Annotated in this window: 16 protein-coding genes and 1 pseudogene; 5 read left to right on the top strand and 12 right to left on the bottom strand. The window is 50.1% G+C overall.

Going from position 1 to position 15,707, the window contains the following annotated elements:
* Positions 1-16: 16 nt before the first annotated feature.
* The 5 genes from cheA to flhD all read right to left on the bottom strand — a co-directional run bounded on the left by cheA (position 17) and on the right by flhD (position 4,939).
* Positions 17-1,987, bottom strand: a complete 1,971-nt coding sequence (cheA, locus tag V2S86_RS04525; protein ID WP_330761421.1) for a chemotaxis protein CheA — start codon at positions 1,985-1,987, stop codon at positions 17-19.
* A gap of 4 nt (positions 1,988-1,991) precedes the next feature.
* Positions 1,992-2,957 carry a flagellar motor protein MotB gene (gene motB, locus V2S86_RS04520; RefSeq protein WP_330761420.1) on the bottom strand — a complete coding sequence of 322 codons (966 nt, stop codon included), beginning with the start codon at positions 2,955-2,957 and terminating at the stop codon, positions 1,992-1,994.
* Positions 2,954-3,844 carry a flagellar motor stator protein MotA gene (gene motA, locus V2S86_RS04515; protein ID WP_006319154.1) on the bottom strand — a complete coding sequence of 297 codons (891 nt, stop codon included), beginning with the start codon at positions 3,842-3,844 and terminating at the stop codon, positions 2,954-2,956. The genes motB and motA overlap by 4 nt, the downstream gene beginning before the upstream one ends.
* Before the next feature lie 160 nt (positions 3,845-4,004).
* A complete protein-coding gene (flhC, locus tag V2S86_RS04510; RefSeq protein ID WP_330761419.1) occupies positions 4,005-4,589 on the bottom strand; it encodes a flagellar transcriptional regulator FlhC in 585 nt (194 codons plus the stop codon).
* Entirely contained in the window at positions 4,589-4,939 is a 351-nt protein-coding gene (gene flhD, locus V2S86_RS04505) for a flagellar transcriptional regulator FlhD (protein ID WP_006319158.1), read from the bottom strand. Before flhD ends, flhC begins: the two co-directional genes overlap by 1 nt.
* Before the next feature lie 1,435 nt (positions 4,940-6,374).
* Here flhD and ydgT point away from each other — a divergent pair.
* The 3 genes from ydgT (at position 6,375) to V2S86_RS04490 (ending at position 8,358) form a co-directional block, all read left to right on the top strand.
* On the top strand, positions 6,375-6,590 hold the full coding sequence (ydgT, locus tag V2S86_RS04500; RefSeq protein WP_006319160.1) for a transcription modulator YdgT: 216 nt from the start codon (positions 6,375-6,377) through the stop codon (positions 6,588-6,590).
* Positions 6,591-6,741: 151 nt separating this feature from the next.
* Positions 6,742-7,161 (top strand): universal stress protein UspC, encoded by a 420-nt coding sequence (gene uspC / locus V2S86_RS04495; protein WP_330761418.1) that lies wholly within the window; start codon positions 6,742-6,744, stop codon positions 7,159-7,161.
* 162 nt (positions 7,162-7,323) lie between these two features.
* The gene (locus tag V2S86_RS04490) at positions 7,324-8,358 is read left to right on the top strand and encodes an NADP-dependent oxidoreductase (protein ID WP_330761417.1); all 1,035 of its coding nucleotides are present in this window, start codon (positions 7,324-7,326) and stop codon (positions 8,356-8,358) included.
* A 57-nt stretch (positions 8,359-8,415) separates the two neighbouring features.
* On the opposite strand, the gene pcp is transcribed toward V2S86_RS04490, so the two are convergent.
* The 6 genes from pcp to V2S86_RS04460 form a co-directional block, all read right to left on the bottom strand.
* Positions 8,416-9,063: a pyroglutamyl-peptidase I gene (pcp, locus tag V2S86_RS04485; RefSeq protein WP_330761416.1), complete on the bottom strand. Its 648-nt coding sequence runs from the start codon at positions 9,061-9,063 to the stop codon at positions 8,416-8,418.
* Positions 9,064-9,185: 122 nt separating this feature from the next.
* Positions 9,186-10,028 (bottom strand): tryptophan 2,3-dioxygenase, encoded by an 843-nt coding sequence (gene kynA, locus V2S86_RS04480; RefSeq protein WP_330761415.1) that lies wholly within the window; start codon positions 10,026-10,028, stop codon positions 9,186-9,188.
* A gap of 252 nt (positions 10,029-10,280) precedes the next feature.
* A complete protein-coding gene (locus V2S86_RS04475; protein WP_330761414.1) occupies positions 10,281-12,116 on the bottom strand; it encodes a hypothetical protein in 1,836 nt (611 codons plus the stop codon).
* Between the two features lie 8 nt (positions 12,117-12,124).
* Positions 12,125-13,246 carry a hypothetical protein gene (locus V2S86_RS04470; protein WP_330761413.1) on the bottom strand — a complete coding sequence of 374 codons (1,122 nt, stop codon included), beginning with the start codon at positions 13,244-13,246 and terminating at the stop codon, positions 12,125-12,127.
* 121 nt (positions 13,247-13,367) lie between these two features.
* Entirely contained in the window at positions 13,368-13,757 is a 390-nt protein-coding gene (locus V2S86_RS04465) for a M15 family metallopeptidase (RefSeq protein WP_330761412.1), read from the bottom strand.
* The gene (locus V2S86_RS04460) at positions 13,757-14,065 is read right to left on the bottom strand and encodes a phage holin family protein (RefSeq protein WP_330761411.1); all 309 of its coding nucleotides are present in this window, start codon (positions 14,063-14,065) and stop codon (positions 13,757-13,759) included. Before V2S86_RS04460 ends, V2S86_RS04465 begins: the two co-directional genes overlap by 1 nt.
* A gap of 212 nt (positions 14,066-14,277) precedes the next feature.
* Here V2S86_RS04460 and V2S86_RS25450 point away from each other — a divergent pair.
* Together V2S86_RS25450 and V2S86_RS04455 are read left to right on the top strand one after the other, a co-directional pair.
* Positions 14,278-14,457: pseudogene (locus V2S86_RS25450) on the top strand (helix-turn-helix domain-containing protein); the annotation flags it as partial.
* A gap of 69 nt (positions 14,458-14,526) precedes the next feature.
* Positions 14,527-15,087 carry a hypothetical protein gene (locus V2S86_RS04455; RefSeq protein WP_330761410.1) on the top strand — a complete coding sequence of 187 codons (561 nt, stop codon included), beginning with the start codon at positions 14,527-14,529 and terminating at the stop codon, positions 15,085-15,087.
* Between the two features lie 44 nt (positions 15,088-15,131).
* Here the strand turns inward: V2S86_RS04455 and V2S86_RS04450 are convergent, their stop codons facing one another.
* A complete protein-coding gene (locus V2S86_RS04450; protein ID WP_330761409.1) occupies positions 15,132-15,605 on the bottom strand; it encodes a lysozyme in 474 nt (157 codons plus the stop codon).
* Positions 15,606-15,707: the final 102 nt, after the last annotated feature.

Genomic DNA, 15,707 nt, shown 5'->3' with positions numbered 1-15,707 from the left:
ACCAATCGATTAGTTATTATGCAGCCGCGTCCGTCAGACGCTGTTCGCGGTTCAGCGTTTGCAGCGCCGACACATCGACAATCAGCGCCACGCTGCCGTCGCCCAGAATGGTCGCGGCGGAGATCCCCGGCACTTTGCGATAGTTGCTTTCCAGGTTCTTCACCACCACCTGATGCTGGCCGATCAGTTGATCCACCAGCAACGCATAGCGGCGGCCGGCGCTTTGCAGGATCACCACAATGCCCTGAGTGGCGTCGGTTTTGGCACCTGCCACCTCGAACACCCGGAACAGCTCCACCAGCGGCAGATATTCGCCGCGCACCTGCAACACCCGCTCGCCACCGGCCAACGGATGCAGGTCTTCGGCCTGCGGCTGCAGCGATTCCATCACCGCGTTGAGCGGCAGAATAAACACTTCATCGTTCACCTTGACCGACATACCGTCGAGGATCGCCAGCGTCAACGGCAGCAAAATGCGAATGGCAGTACCCTTGCCCGCCTGTGAATGGATTTCTACATGCCCACCCATTTCCTGAATATTTCGCTTCACCACGTCCATGCCGACGCCACGGCCGGACACGTCGGTCACCTGCTCCGCGGTGGAAAAACCCGGTGCGAAGATCAGCATGCCGACCTCTTCATCGCTCATGCTGTCGCTGACCGCCAGCCCCTGCGACGCCGCCTTGGCGAGAATTTTTGCCCGGTTCAGCCCGGCGCCGTCGTCGGTCACCTCAATGCAGATATTGCCGCCCTGATGCTCCGCCGACAGAACCAGATTACCCACTGCCGATTTACCGGCGGCAACGCGCGTGGCCGGGTCTTCAATACCGTGATCCAGACTGTTGCGCACCAGGTGCGTCAGGGGATCGATAATGCGTTCGATCAGGCTCTTGTCCAACTCGGTAGAACTGCCCTGCAACTGCAGCTCCACTTGCTTGTTCAGCTTGCCGGCCAGATCGCGCACCAGGCGCGGGAAGCGGCTGAACACGTACTCCATCGGCATCATGCGGATCGACATCACCGACTCTTGCAGATCGCGCGCGTTACGCTCCAACTGGCTCATGCTGTTGAGCAGATCGCCGTGGTTGACCGGGTCCAGGCTGCCGGAGCGCTGCGCCAGCATCGACTGGGTGATCACCAGTTCCCCCACCAGGTTGATCAATTGGTCGACTTTCTCCACCGCCACGCGGATGCTGGTAGATTCGCCGGCCTTGGCACGTGCCTTCGGCGCTTCCGCAACCGCAGGCACCGGTTTGGCTACCGACGGCTCTGCCGCCTGAACGGCAACGGGCTGGGGCGCCGCCGGCGGCAACTCGACCGGCAGCGGCGTGGCGAAGCTGATTTGCTCCGGCTCCAGCACGAAACACAACACCGCGCTGATATCCTCTTCGCCGGCGGAGGTCAGCAGCGTCACTTCCAGGCTGCTGTCGGTCCGCTGCGGATTTTTCACCTCGCCCAGGTTGCCCAACTCTTCCAGCATCAGCGGGATTTCATTCGGCTTCAGGCCACTCAGGCAAACCCGCATCCCGCCTTCTATCGCCGAAGGCGCGGCGACAGCGGTTTCCGTCGCAAGCGCAGCGGGAGCATCCTGCTGCTGTGCGTCCAGCGCAAGCTGCCGCAACGCCTGACAGATATATTCAAAGCTGTCGGCGTCCGGCTTTTGCGACGTTTTATAGGCGTCCAGTTGCTCCTGCATAATGTCTTTGGTTTCCAGAAACAGGTTGATAATTTCAGTGCTCAGGCTCATCTCCTGACGCCGCGCACCGTCCAGCAAGTTCTCCAGCAGATGGGTGGTTTCCTGCAGTACCGAAAAACCGAAGGTCGCCGCGCCGCCCTTGATCGAGTGCGCTGCGCGGAAAATGGCGTTCAGCGGCTCAATGTCCGGGGCCAGCGGATCCAGCTCCAGCAGGTGTTGCTCCATGTCGGCCAGCAGCTCATCTGCTTCATCAAAAAAGGTCTGATAAAACGCGCTAATATCCATGCTCACGGGGTCACCTCTGCTGTGAGTCGCTGTTAGTCGGTGAAGGGACAGCCACCGGCTGCTCCGGAGTGATAAGGGTGGCCGGAGCCGTCGCCGACGGTGCCAACGGCTTCAGGTCTGCCGGCCGGGCGACGCCCATCGCGTTGCTTTCGGCATTTTCGTGCTCAATGCCCTGCTGGGTTTGCTTGTTCAGTACCAGCACGGTGATGCGGCGGTTGATGGCATCATCGGCGCCGTGCTGTTTCAGGCTCATGGTCGCGGCCATGCCCACCACCCGCAGCACTTTGCCCTCCGACAGCCCACCGGCGATCAGCTCGCGCCGTGAGGCGTTGGCACGATCGGCTGACAACTCCCAGTTGCTGTAACCGCGCTCGCCGGTGGCATAGGGAATATCATCGGTATGGCCAGACAGGCTGATTTTATTCGGCAGGTCATTCAGGATCGGCGCAATCGCCCGCAGGATGTCGCGCATGTAGCTTTCCACCTGCGCGCTGCCGGTTTTGAACATGGGCCGGTTCTGGCTATCGATGATCTGAATGCGCAAACCTTCATCCATCATGTTGATCAGCAGATGCGGACGCAGCGCTTTCAGGCGCGGATCGGACTCAATCAGCTCATCGAGTTTTTCCCGCAGCTTGTTGAGGCGCAGTTCCTCGTCGCGCTTCTCCAGCGTATCGATCTGTTTTTTCACCACCCCCTCCTGCTGGGTGGGATCATCCCCGCCACCCGGGATCGGGCTGCTCTCCGAACTGCTCTTGTCGCCGGTGGTCAGCGCCACCTTCAACGGCGTGCGAAAATATTCGGCGATTTGCGTCAGCTCCTGCGGGCTGGCGATCGCCAACAACCACATCACCAGGAAGAACGCCATCATGGCGGTCATAAAGTCAGCATAAGCAATCTTCCAGGAGCCACCATGGTGCGCCGCCTGATGCGATTTGCGTTTCCTGACCAGCACAACCGGGTGATTCTGCTTCATACCTGTTCTTCTTCCGTCGCCTGTTGCGCCGGCGCTTTCACCCGGCGCACATGCTCTTCCAGCTCAACGAAGGACGGTCGCTCGGTGGTGTACAGCGTTTTACGGCCGAATTCGACCGCAATCTGCGGTGCATAACCGTTCAGGCTCGACAGCAGCGTAACCTTGATGCACTGCATCATTTTGACGTTTTCCGCGCTTTTCTGCCGCAGCAGGGTCGCCAGCGGCGAGATGAAACCGTAGGCCAGCAAAATGCCGAGGAAGGTACCGACCATCGCGTTGGCGATAAGCGCCCCCAACTCCGCCGCCGGGCGATCGGCCGAGGCCAGCGCATGCACCACGCCCATGACCGCCGCCACAATGCCGAACGCCGGCAACGAGTCGCCGACCATCGCCAGGCTGCCTGCCGGAACCTCGCTTTCCTGTTCGAAGGTTTCGATCTCTTCATCCATCAGCGCTTCAATCTCAAACGCATTCATGTTGCCGCTCACCATCAGCCGTAAGTAATCGGTAATAAATTCCACCAGGGTGTTATCGGCAAGGATGCGGGGATAATTAGAGAAAATTTCACTTTCCTGCGGGTTATCGATATCGAACTCGAGGGACAGCATGCCCTGCTGACGGGATTTGGCCAGCAGCCGATACAGCAGCGCCATCAGATCCATATACAGATCCTTGCTGTACTTTGAACGACGCATCAGCTTGGGAATGGCGCGCAGGGTAGATTTGATCGCCTTACCGTTGTTACCTACGATAAAGGCACCGATGCCTGCACCGCCGATAATCAAAAACTCCGCCGGTTGATAAAGCGCACCGAGATGGCCCCCCACAATCAGGTACCCCCCAAAGACCGCCCCCAATACCACGAGATAACCCAAAATAACTAACACACGCATTCCTTAAATTAACAATGTGGATGGAAGGTGGGATAAGCGCGCTGTTGAGCCGCAAGGCCGCAGCAAGGCCAGGCTTGCGCCTGCGGGTTCGGTATGCCGAACCCTGCGTTTCACAAGTCTGTTCAGATCTGGCTGAACCGGCGCTGCCGCCGGCTCAAATTGCGCGTTTAACCTGCTCGTCCAGCAGTTGAGGAATAATATCGGCCAGTTGCGGCGAAAGTTTACGTCTTTTTACTGCGCGGGAAGGGGGTTGGCATAAACTGCAAACAAAACTGTTCAAGGGCTGGTGCGCGTGGGTGATGAAAGTGCCGCCGCAGCAGTTGCAGGCGGAGAGCTGCAACATGCCGCTATCGACGAAGCGTACCAGCGTCCAGGCGCGGGTCAGCGCCAACAGCGGCGCCTCCCCCGGCTGGTGCGGGCACTGCTCCAGATACAGACGATAGGCTTTGATCACCGCCTCAACGCCGGTGCAATGTCCGCTCTTCATCAAGAAACTGTAGGCGTTGTAAAACATGGACGAATGGATGTTCTGTTCCCAGGTCATAAACCAGTCGGTAGAGAACGGCAACATGCCCTTCGGCGGCGGGCTGCCGCGCAATTCCTTATAGAGTTTGATCAACCGCCCGCGGCTGAGCTGGGTTTCGCTTTCCAGCATCTGCAAACGCGCACCCAGCGTTATCAATTCCATAGCCAGCTGAATGTCCCTGGCTTCCTGAACAATACTTTTCTCTACCATCATCAGGCTCTTTTCTTCGTCGCACTACCGTTTTTATCCGATAGTTCTTGCAGTAAATGGCTTGATAGCAAAATGCCCGTATGGATTTGCTGCAGATCGTCCACGCGAGACTCTTTCGTCAGGCGCTCGATGGTATGGCTTTCGTTAAAACGGAAGTGACAGACCAACTGGTTAGTCTCAGCCAGTTTGACCATTTGCGGTAACGTGAGTTGAGCGAGCGCGTCGGCCATGGCTTCGTCGATACCCAGACGGAACATTGCCGATGCTTTTTCATCATTAATCAGACGCTGTGCTAAAAGTAAATATGACAAATTTATGTCATAAATATGCTTAAGTAATTCAGACGTACCCATATTCCCCATCCCGACAGACTATGTTTAAAAACATACGCTGGGTGATAATTTTTATCGCCCGTGACCTGGGTTTGTTCCCGAAGTTGGCAAATGAATCCCTGAATAACGACCGTTATAAATTCTTCAACATCTCTAAATTCGGACCATCATTCAGTATTTGATACGTGCGTAAACCAACGTGTATGGATGTACAGCATTTTGCTTCGATAGTGTGTAGTCACCATGAAACTATTTTTACAAAATTAATAAGATTATTCCTAAAGCAGCGCAACTCTACCCCCGAACCATTAGCACACACAATGTAAGTAAGGGGCAATTTTAAATACAATGTGATGTGGATCACAAAAATAAAAAATAATTAAGCCAAACCCCCGCTTATTCGGCCATTTTTTAGCCGGGTTTTTGCTCAAAAAGCCGCCATAAGTAAAAAAACGTCTTAAAAACAATGTATATAAGCCAAAAATATATCATTTTTAGATCAATTCGAACAAAAGCATTACCAAACCAAAATAACAGAACAAAAATCTGCTCACAGCCAACAAACACAGTATAAATAACCGTTTAATTAACAATAAACTCTCAATACCCACAAAGTAACTTATGGAAACTATAAGGGTATTGGGTTTCGGATTTGACTTAAAAAACGGCGGATTGCCTGTTTTAATTTCAGCGAATGGGGATATTAGGTTAACAACGGCTCGCTTAGGTTGTGAACAAGAAAACAGAGGTAACGATATGTTTCTCGATAAGCGGCGTTAAAGCGACGAACCTGGGTTTATTTTTCTTAAAAATTCCCCCAATACGTTTTATCGGCAGCGATAATTAAAACTTTAATCATTTTTTCTTCATTGGCGGAAAAATCTTAAATCTCAGCGGCACCGCTTTATCGATAAAACTTCCCAACGTATTTTGGGTCGCCCTATAAAAAACGCAGGTTTGTTTTTATTTCTGCTCCACCGAATTATCTGTTTCGTCATTCACGACCGCCGGAGAACCCACGCATATAGCGCCGGTCATGTTGCCATCGTCGGCGGCGAGAGGATTGACGATTCCCAGCGGAAGTTTCAGATGGATGCGGCCGCCCGCCGAAGGGTCTCAACGTACGCAAAAAAACTCCCGCCAAGGGAGGTAACCCAGCATTCGCCCCCGGTTTGCTCGCGGCGCGTTGTCCTCTGTTCCCTTTACGCCCTCCCCCTGCCATCTGAGACTTTCCTTAATTCGCGTCGTTAGCGACAGGATGGCATTGCCGATACCGCGTGAGCATATTATTATTCTTGGCGTAAAGGCGCGGGTAACGCAGCCGATTATTACCCTATTGCAATTTATTTATTTGAAATTAATTCTCAGGTCGCACATCACGCTTTTGGCGCTACCCTGCATGACAGCGTGATGTTTCTTCGTCCGGCTACAACTATTAACAGGTTATATTTTAATCATGACTGATACCTTCGATTACCTGATGACGTTCCGCAAGTGCTCCAGTCTGGACAGCGTGGAAAAAGTGTACGACAAGCTGAACTACTCCATTGATAATGATATTGAAATCAGCAACATGTACCGCGCAGCCGACCACCGTCGCGCCGAGCTGGTTGCCGGTAAATTGTTCGACCTGGGCAAGGTGCCAAAAACGCTGTGGGCGCAGGTGTTTTAATTTTTCTTCATTACGCGCGAACGCCCCTTTATCTTTTATTGCTAAATAACGGCAATAATCTCCGATTTATTGTCGCGCGTGATACAAACCACATTTATCAAATGCATCAGGCTCTACTCTTTACCCTAAGTATGGGGAATGGGGGTGGAAAATGGGATATCAAAACGTTCTGGTTACCGTTGCCGTGGCGGCTGACAGCCACCGCCTGGTTGAAAAAGCCGTCTCCATCGTGCGCCCCTCCAACGGCAAAATCACCCTGCTGAGCACGATTGCCAACCCGGAAATGTACAACAACTTCGCCGGGCCGATGTTGGGCGATCTGCGAGCTCTGATGGAAGAAGAGACGCTGCTGTTTATGGAGGAGTTGCGGCTGCGGGCCGATTATCCCATCATCGAGACGCTGATCGTGCATGGTGAACTGAGCGACAGCCTAAGCTACGCCCGCCAACGCCAACCCTTTGATCTGGTGATCTGCGGTAACCACAGCGACAGCATGATGAACAAGATCTCCTGTTCTGCGGCGCGCTTTATCAATACCAGCCATATCGACGTGCTGATCGTCCCGCTCTGAAACCCGGCGGCTTGATTGCAAGACCGCCGCTACGGCACTTTTATTTCGTCATGATTTCTGTGATAACCCCTGCCGATTTAAAGGGCACCGAAGCACATTAGGCCATTTCCCCTTACCGATGATTGACTAGACTTAGGATTCTGTCCGCATAAGGAGTTCCTGATGTCTCAATCCGAACAACAAAATCGCCGCATCCTGCTGGCCTCACGTCCGCACGGTGAACCTACCGCAGACAATTTCCGCCTGGAAACGACGGATATACCTCAACCCGCCGCCGGCCAGGTGCTTTTGCGCACCGTTTATCTGTCGCTTGATCCCTATATGCGCGGCCGTATGAGCGATGCCCCGTCTTACGCTCCGCCGGTGGAGATCGGCCAGGTCATGGTCGGCGGCACGGTGTCGCGCGTTGTTGCATCGCAACACCCGGATTTTAAAGCCGGAGACTGGGTGCTGGGTTACAACGGCTGGCAAGACTATGCGCTGTCTGACGGCAACGGCTTGCACAACCTCGGTGCGCAACAAACACAACCTTCCCGCCTGCTCGGGGTCTTGGGCATGCCGGGCTTTACTGCTTATATGGGTCTGCTGGATATCGGCCGGCCGCAACCCGGCGAAACTGTGGTGGTTGCCGCAGCCAGCGGTGCCGTCGGCTCGGTCGTCGGCCAGGTCGCCAAACTGAAGGGTTGCCGTGTGGTCGGCGTGGCGGGCGGTGCGGAAAAATGCCGCTATGTGGTGGAGGAACTGGGCTTTGACGCCTGTGTCGATCACCGGGCTGCTGACTTTGCCGAACAGCTGGCCGCAGCCTGCCCGCAGGGTATCGACATTTATTACGAGAACGTCGGCGGTGCCGTGTTCGATGCGGTGATGCCGTTGCTGAACGCCAAGGCGCGTATTCCGGTCTGCGGCATTATCGCCCACTATAACGCTACCGCTTTGCCCGACGGCCCGGATCGCCTGCCGATGCTGCAGGGGCTGATTTTGCGCAAGCGCATCCGCATGCAGGGCTTTATCATTTTCGATGACTATGGTTCAGAGTATGGCGACTTCCTGCAGCAAATGGGCGAATGGGTCGGGCAGGGAAAAATCAAATTCCGCGAGGATGTGGTCGACGGGCTGGAAAATGCGCCGCAGGCATTGATCGGCCTGTTGCAGGGCAAAAACTTCGGCAAGCTGGTGATCCGCGTCGCCGACGAATAACCGAATGCCAGGGCGCAGCGGACCGCTACGCCCTGGCATGACTTCAATCCAACGGCCTCAGTGCAGCGCGCCGCCGCCGATCGCCAAATCCTCTTCAACCGTCAACGTGGTATGCACGATGCTGCGCACCGCGTCGATCATGGTCGCCAGCGCCATGCTCGGTTTGCCCGGATGATTGACCGCCAGCTCATGGCTATATGGAATGTGAATAAACCCGCCTTTTATCGCCAGATGATGGCTGGCAATGTGGTGGCTCAGCCCGTAAAAAAGCTGGTTGCAGTTATAGGTACCGGCAGTATGCGACACCGCTGCCGGAATACCTTGCCGACGTAAATTCTGCACAATCGCCTTCACTGGCAGCGTAGCGAAATAACCGACCGGCCCGCCCTCGACCACCGGCACGTCTATCGGCTGTTTACCGGCGTTATCGGGAATGCGGGCGTCGATAAGATTGACGGCCACCCGCTCAACGGAGATCTCCCCGCGCCCGCCGGCCAGCCCCAGGCAGATCACTGCAACGGGTTGCAGCTCTTCGATCGCCGCAACCAGCTGTTGATTGGACTGCCCCAACACACAGGCAAGTTCGCGCACCACGATTTCCGCACCGGCGATATGTTCCCCTGCCAAAGCCTGCGCAACCTGCCATGACGGGTTTACGTCGTCGCCATCAAACGGCTCGATGCCGGTCACCAATACCCTCTCCATCGTTACACCTTATGCTGTGTTTAAATTCGTAGGGTATCAGCCTAAACGCGACAATATGATTATGGAAATATGTTATCCGCATATGCCGGTGCGCCAGGGCCTGCGGGTAAGGCCCCTGCCCGCTAAGCGCCAATTTCGGTGCGCACGTCCAGCAGTTCGGGGAAGAAGGTCAGATCCAGCGCCTTTTTCAGGAAGCTGACGCCGCTGGAGCCGCCGGTGCCCGATTTGAAGCCGATAATCCGCTCCACCGTCTTCATATGACGGAAACGCCACAGGTGGAAACTTTCTTCTATATCCACCAGTTTCTCGGCCATTTCATAGGCTTCCCAGTACTTTTGCGGATGGTCGTAGATCTCTTTGAACGCCGGCAACAGATTTGGGTTGCGCTGGTACGGCTGCGTCCAGTCGCGGTCGATACACTCCTGCGGGATCGGCAGGCCGTGGCGTGCCAGGTAAAGCAGGTATTCGTCGTACAGGCTTGGCGCCTCGAGGATAGCCTTCAGCGCCGCGTGTTTTTCCGCATCATTACTGAACACCGCCAGCATGGCCGCATTCTTGTTGCCCAGCAAAAACTCGATGGAGCGATACTGATGGGATTGAAAACCCGACGAGTTGCCCAGCACGTCGCGAAACTCTACATACTCCGACGGCGTCAGGGTTTCCAGCACCGCCCATTGTTCAAACAGCAGCCGCTGGATCTGTTTGACCCTGGCCAGGATCTTGAAACAGTGGCTGAGCTTGTCTTGTTGCACCAACGCCCGTGCCGCCTGCAGTTCATGCAGCATCAGCTTCATCCACAGTTCAGAGGTTTGGTGCTGCACCACGAACAACATTTCATCATGATGCTGCGGGTTGGACAGCGGATGCTGGCAATCCAGCAACTGGTCCAGGCACAGGTAATCGCCGTAACTCATGCGCTTGGAAAAATCGGTGACAATCGCGCTTTCTAATTCTCGTTTGTTCATCTGTACTCTCCGCGGAACCACGGCCGGAAGCGGCATGGAACGTGCTGCAAAGAGAAAACAATAGTACAGAACCTTCACGCCCGAAGGACTATAAACGAGAGTTGCCTCGCAGATCTCAGTCTTGCGAGATAACGCCACATCTCAGCCGGCAGTATGAAGATAGACTGCGTTTTAGCTAGCGGCAATAAAAAGGCCGGTTGGCGATAACGCCAACCGGCCTCGGGTTATAACCTCTTCAAGTTAGTTAAAAAATCAACTACGCGACTTCACATAAGACAGGATGCCCTGTCCTTTCAGCGCAACAGTATTAAACCTGGTTGCCTGGAACAGCATCGCAATCTCGCTGTCGCTTGCGATCAACTTCGGATACATGTTCCCGGCTCCCTGCTCGTTAACCCGAAGCTCAGCGTCAATCGCAAAGAAGTTGGTGTCAAAGCGGTTAAAATAAGCGCCTAAAGAACTTGAAGTCCATGCTACATGGAACTCATAGTCCTCCTGCGCGGTTGCCGCTTTATTGATATAAGGGAACGACGGTGAACCGATAGAGGTGCTGCTAAGTTTCGTCGCTGCATAGGTTTCCGCCCCCTCATAAGCAAACACCCGGATCTTGTCGCCATAAATGTCCTGACCCAAAACATAAACCAGCATGATGCTATTGGTAAGTTCATCCAGCACGGCATGGAATTTACCCATTTGGGCCCGAGAGTATGGTGCCATTACCGAGATGGGTGGTGTACCGCCTGAAGGTTTGCCGATGCTCAGGAATTTCAACTCGCCCACTTTTTCCAGATAGCCGATGACAACCTTATCCCCGTGGTTCATAAGAACGATATTTTCAGTTGTCGCAGTACCTAATTCGAGATTCGAATTATTATAGCCAGCGTAGATGTCGGTACTGATATCAAAATCGTAACTCATTTTTTCCAGGGAATCGGGATCCAAAAATACCCCCTGAATCTTTTTCTCGACAGTCGATACCCAGGTCGCCAACAGCAGTTTACTTACCGGATTGTAGATAATCCGCGGGCAGGTGTAGTCACCATTAGCACCGCTGATATCGATTTCCTGGAGTTTGTACGGTTCGATCCCGGTTGACGTGGCTTTCAATTTACGTACATAAATTTTAAACTTACCCGTTGAATTACCTGCCCAAATGGCAACAAAGTCATCTGTACCATCGATAGCTGTGGTATTAGCATCCTTGTTGATACGCGCCTGAATGGCACAAATCGATACTGGCGGCAACAATGCCCCTCGTTCTGTTTGCATCCGCGTCATCAAGCTGTAATTAGTTGTCGTTGCAACTGGGGCATAAAAAGTGGCTAACAGATAGCCCGTTTTTTTAGTCATTTGCAAATCGCGGAGGGAATCATTACTAACATCATCCCAAAAAATGTTTAGGTTCTTTTGCCAATTGGTATTCATACATACTCCATTTAAAGTTTCGTCCAAATCAATTCGTGCCGACCATTCCGATGTGCACGGAAGCTCTTCACCTATATATTCGCCAATAATTGAAAAACTTAATTCTTCATGGCACTTCCCAATACTCTTATCTACAACGACCTGACTTCTCCACACCTCCAACGTTTCATCATATTCAAAATCCTCAAACGGGTAGCGTTTATTGTGCTTCTCATTAATCAGACTCAGTGAAACACCTGGGGAATAATACTTGACCAAGACCTCTACACTGGCCAGATCGCTACCCACATTATCAGTGATGATGTAATCATAAATAGTCGGTTCAATATCCATAAACTGAATATTGCTGTAGAAACTCCCTTCCGTAGTGCCATTAATCAAATTTATGTCAACTTTTATTTGGTAGGCTTTAAAACCCTCCTTGTTAACAATCTTCAGGAATGCTTCTACATTCGTATCAATAGCCAATTCAAATGAGGGCTGCAAGAGAGCGACAACCCCCGTATTCGCCAGCAATAAGGACGTATCGCCATAATAAACGGAGATACCTTTATTTTTAAGATCACTGGCTAATTCAGCAGTAATTTCAATTTCAAATTTCCGCTTATCGACATCGTTAATATAGCTAAAACACTCAGACACTCTAACATCAGTAATGGCCATTACACACCTCAATTATCAACCGATTTAACTTCATCATTTTTGTATTCCAAACCAACAAAACGCGGCTCGCTACAATCGTTTTGGTAACCCACAAAATACTTGCCATCGATATAAGCCATACGATGATTCCCTGGCTTATCCGCGTGATAGTAGGTCTCTGGCGATGTTGCATTAATGTGTTCGTTGAATTGTTTGAAATGCAACGTTTCCGTCCCCTCCCAGGATGCGGCATAACCACTTTCAGCCCTTGTGACCTGTGGCCGGTAATAAATTCCCGGACTACTATTTAGGGGCAAAGCAGCATAAGGAACGTCTTGCTCAACACCCGTTCTGGAGAACACCTTATTGACAACGCCATTAACGTTCCAATTTTTAGAACGCGAATTAAACTGGCAATAACACGTAATTAAGATGTTCTTATCTTTATCGTACAAACCGGCAAATGCCCCGATATCACGCTCAGTGATGACAAAGAGTTTAAAACAAGACAATCCTCCGTCGGTCTCAAACGTCAATTTAAATACCGAGATATTTTCACTGTCATTACTTAACTGCAAGAAACAGCCATGATTGTCATCGCTAAATTGTGCAATAGCCCCCGTCATTTGATCCAGCATCTCATCAAAATAACGGGATGAAAGCGTTTCGCCAATTAACGTAACCGGAGAGAGCTGTTCATAGGTCTCTGAGTCCAACACCACCGTATAGGCACCTTGGGTGTTTTTATCCACCAGGGAAATAAAAATCATGCCATTAAGCCGTGTAGCGCCAGCCCTCACTATCGACATATTGGAAATAAACTCTAGCGATTTTGCATCTGAAAGAGTAATCCTTTCTCCGTCCTGTCCAATCTTTGTAATAAAGACGATATCATTATCATCCTTATCCCGTGAGGTAAAAATAACGTGTGACGCCGTACCATGATAATCCTTAACAAAAACTGATGTTCTTGAATATAAGTGACCCTCAGGCATTTTTAGTGGCGTAGCGTTCCAACCACCATTACTAAATTTGCTGACATAAAGATTACTATTAAACTCTACATCTTTTCCATAAATAAAAACTGACTCATCATTAAATAAAGCTGCGTCATGACTTTTATAAAAAGTCCTTAATGCATAGCTGCCCATATCATTAGTCCTCTTTGGTTGTGAACACGTATATATTTAATTTTTACGTCAGTAGCGTCAATTCATTAAAATTAAAGATGAGTTATAAAGAGATTAAGCGTGAATAATAAATAAATGATCGTTAAGCGTAATATTCTCGCGATAGTTCAAAATGAACGCCATCTTTGAAATTTTTCCAGTCGCCGCCCCAGACAATAGGAATATCAGCCTTCCTGGCGGATGCTTTCATTGCCTCGGCAACCATTTGAAAAAACTCCCAGCGTTCCCATGGAATGACCTTGTCCACAAGAGGTGCAAGATCGACCGCATGCCCGGTTAAATGTCGGCTATCCAGGGTTTGGCTATGCCCCTCCCGCTTTAGCTGCCGTTGCCTGTCCAGCGTCCTGATCCCTTCTATGACGCAAAAATCCACCTCAGAAAGCATTAATGCCGAACGAACCAGCTTTACCAAATCGGGGTGTACCCCCTGAAGATTTTTTTCACTGCGGTGACTAAAAATGAAATCTTGCATTACTTGACTCCGTTTCGAAAAAAAATCCTATTGGCGATCAGATCGATTGCACTGCTGCCCATCGCCCCAAAGGACCCGGCAACTGCACAGGTCATATATATGCTGCTGCCGACTTCAAAGCTCAATAAACCGCCTAAAACGCCGGTAAAACCTGACACGACGATCTGAAAAAAAACGCCAACCCATCGCCATTCTGCCTTGTCATTTTTAACATCCATGATATATCTAACCAACCCTCCCCACGCAGAGACCAAGCCAATGATTGTCCATGTTATTAACTGGGTATCTTCTGGAATTTTAAAGATCACATTCCCTCCAAATTCATCTCAAGGCCCGGTTTAATATAATTGATTAAGGAGTGAGCTTACCGCCAAGATTTCACAGTGTAAAATAAGAAAAGCTTAACGTGTGTTAAGTAATAAACAATTTAAAAAGCATGGAAAACTTGAAATAATCAATAAAAATAAAAATACAGAAAACTCTATTTCCAGGGATATAATTCAACAATCAATAAGGAAATATGATGTTCACGTCAAGAGAGCTTAATACATTCATTAGCGTCGCCGAGAAAATGTCGATAAAACTGGCCGCCGAGGATCTAAATATAACCTCGCCTGCCGTTTGCTCCATGATAAAGAAATTAGAACGGAGAATTGACAATAAACTTTTTATTTTTGAAAACAACAAAATGATTTTAACACAATACGGCAAAAGGATTTACTCACTAACAGAGGGACATTTTCACACGTTAAGATCTCTAGAAATAAAAATGAAAAACAACAAAGATATAATTAAAATATTCATCAGCTCTGAATATTTATTCCTTTCTCCATTCATAACCAATCAATTTAAAAAGAAATCTATTGAGATCATTCTTACCAGCATTGCCGATGACTCTACAGATATAATAATAGACGACAAGACACACAATAATTTAGCATCCGGTGAGTACAATAGCGTTGTATCTGAATTGTTTTTTTACCTGGTCTACGACAAAAAAAACATCTGCAAAGATGTCTTCATGCATAATGATTATACTCACTTGATAAATAGAGTTTTTCTGGAAGATACCATAGCGCTGCTAAAAAAAGAGACAGGTATAGGCGGAAAGTTAACACCGTCGTCGAACATTACCTCTATGATCGAGATGGTGATCTGCGCCTTAGGCTACGCGATACTTCCGCACACCTGTTCAGTATTGAAATGCTTTTTCAACTCCAGATTTGAACTTATAATAAAAAAAATAGATGTTCATATTCCAATTTATATCTACACACACCACAGAATCGATGCAGGAATCATTAAACACATCTTCGATGAGGTAAAGTAAAGCAAGAAGCACGCCTCCCGCATAGGGGGCGTGCGTTGCCAACATCATAATGGGTAAGTTCCATAAAGAAACATTTTCTTTTCTGCCTCACGAAATCGCAACTTATCTTTACCGCAATTAACCCCCCAAAATGAGAAATACTCTCCCGCAGCATCAAACTTTGCATCATTAATGAATGCCAGGATGGGTGATGTATTGCCTGACTTCCAAATTTCAACCCCACTTTTCTTGCCAAAGATGCCGGGGCCGACATCATAATACAATGACAATACGGCATCAAACTGGCTTTGAGCTAACGGAGTCATGATTATCTCATTCAGTTTTTGCTCGCACTCCATAATATCAGACTGCAATAAACTCAGAGCGGTCAACTCAGAGATAACTCTTCCTGGCCCGACGTTTTTATTATAACCGTAGCCAATGGCCCACTCTCCCGATTCGTTTTTATAGGACGACAGGCAACACCTTCTGCTGTTCTTTATGAAATTGAACCCTTTCTCCGACAACACCTGATACATTAATCTCTCCTGAAAATCACTTTCAAAATGAGATTAATAAGATAGTTTTGTCGGCGTCTATTCTCCATTTGATTTTAATTAACGATGAGTAAGTTATGGTGT

The sequence above is a fragment of the Serratia sp. C2(1) genome (assembly GCF_036352655.1).
In the GTDB taxonomy this organism is placed as follows: Bacteria; Pseudomonadota; Gammaproteobacteria; order Enterobacterales; family Enterobacteriaceae; genus Serratia; species Serratia inhibens.
This window is presented reverse-complemented; position numbering and strand designations above follow the sequence as displayed.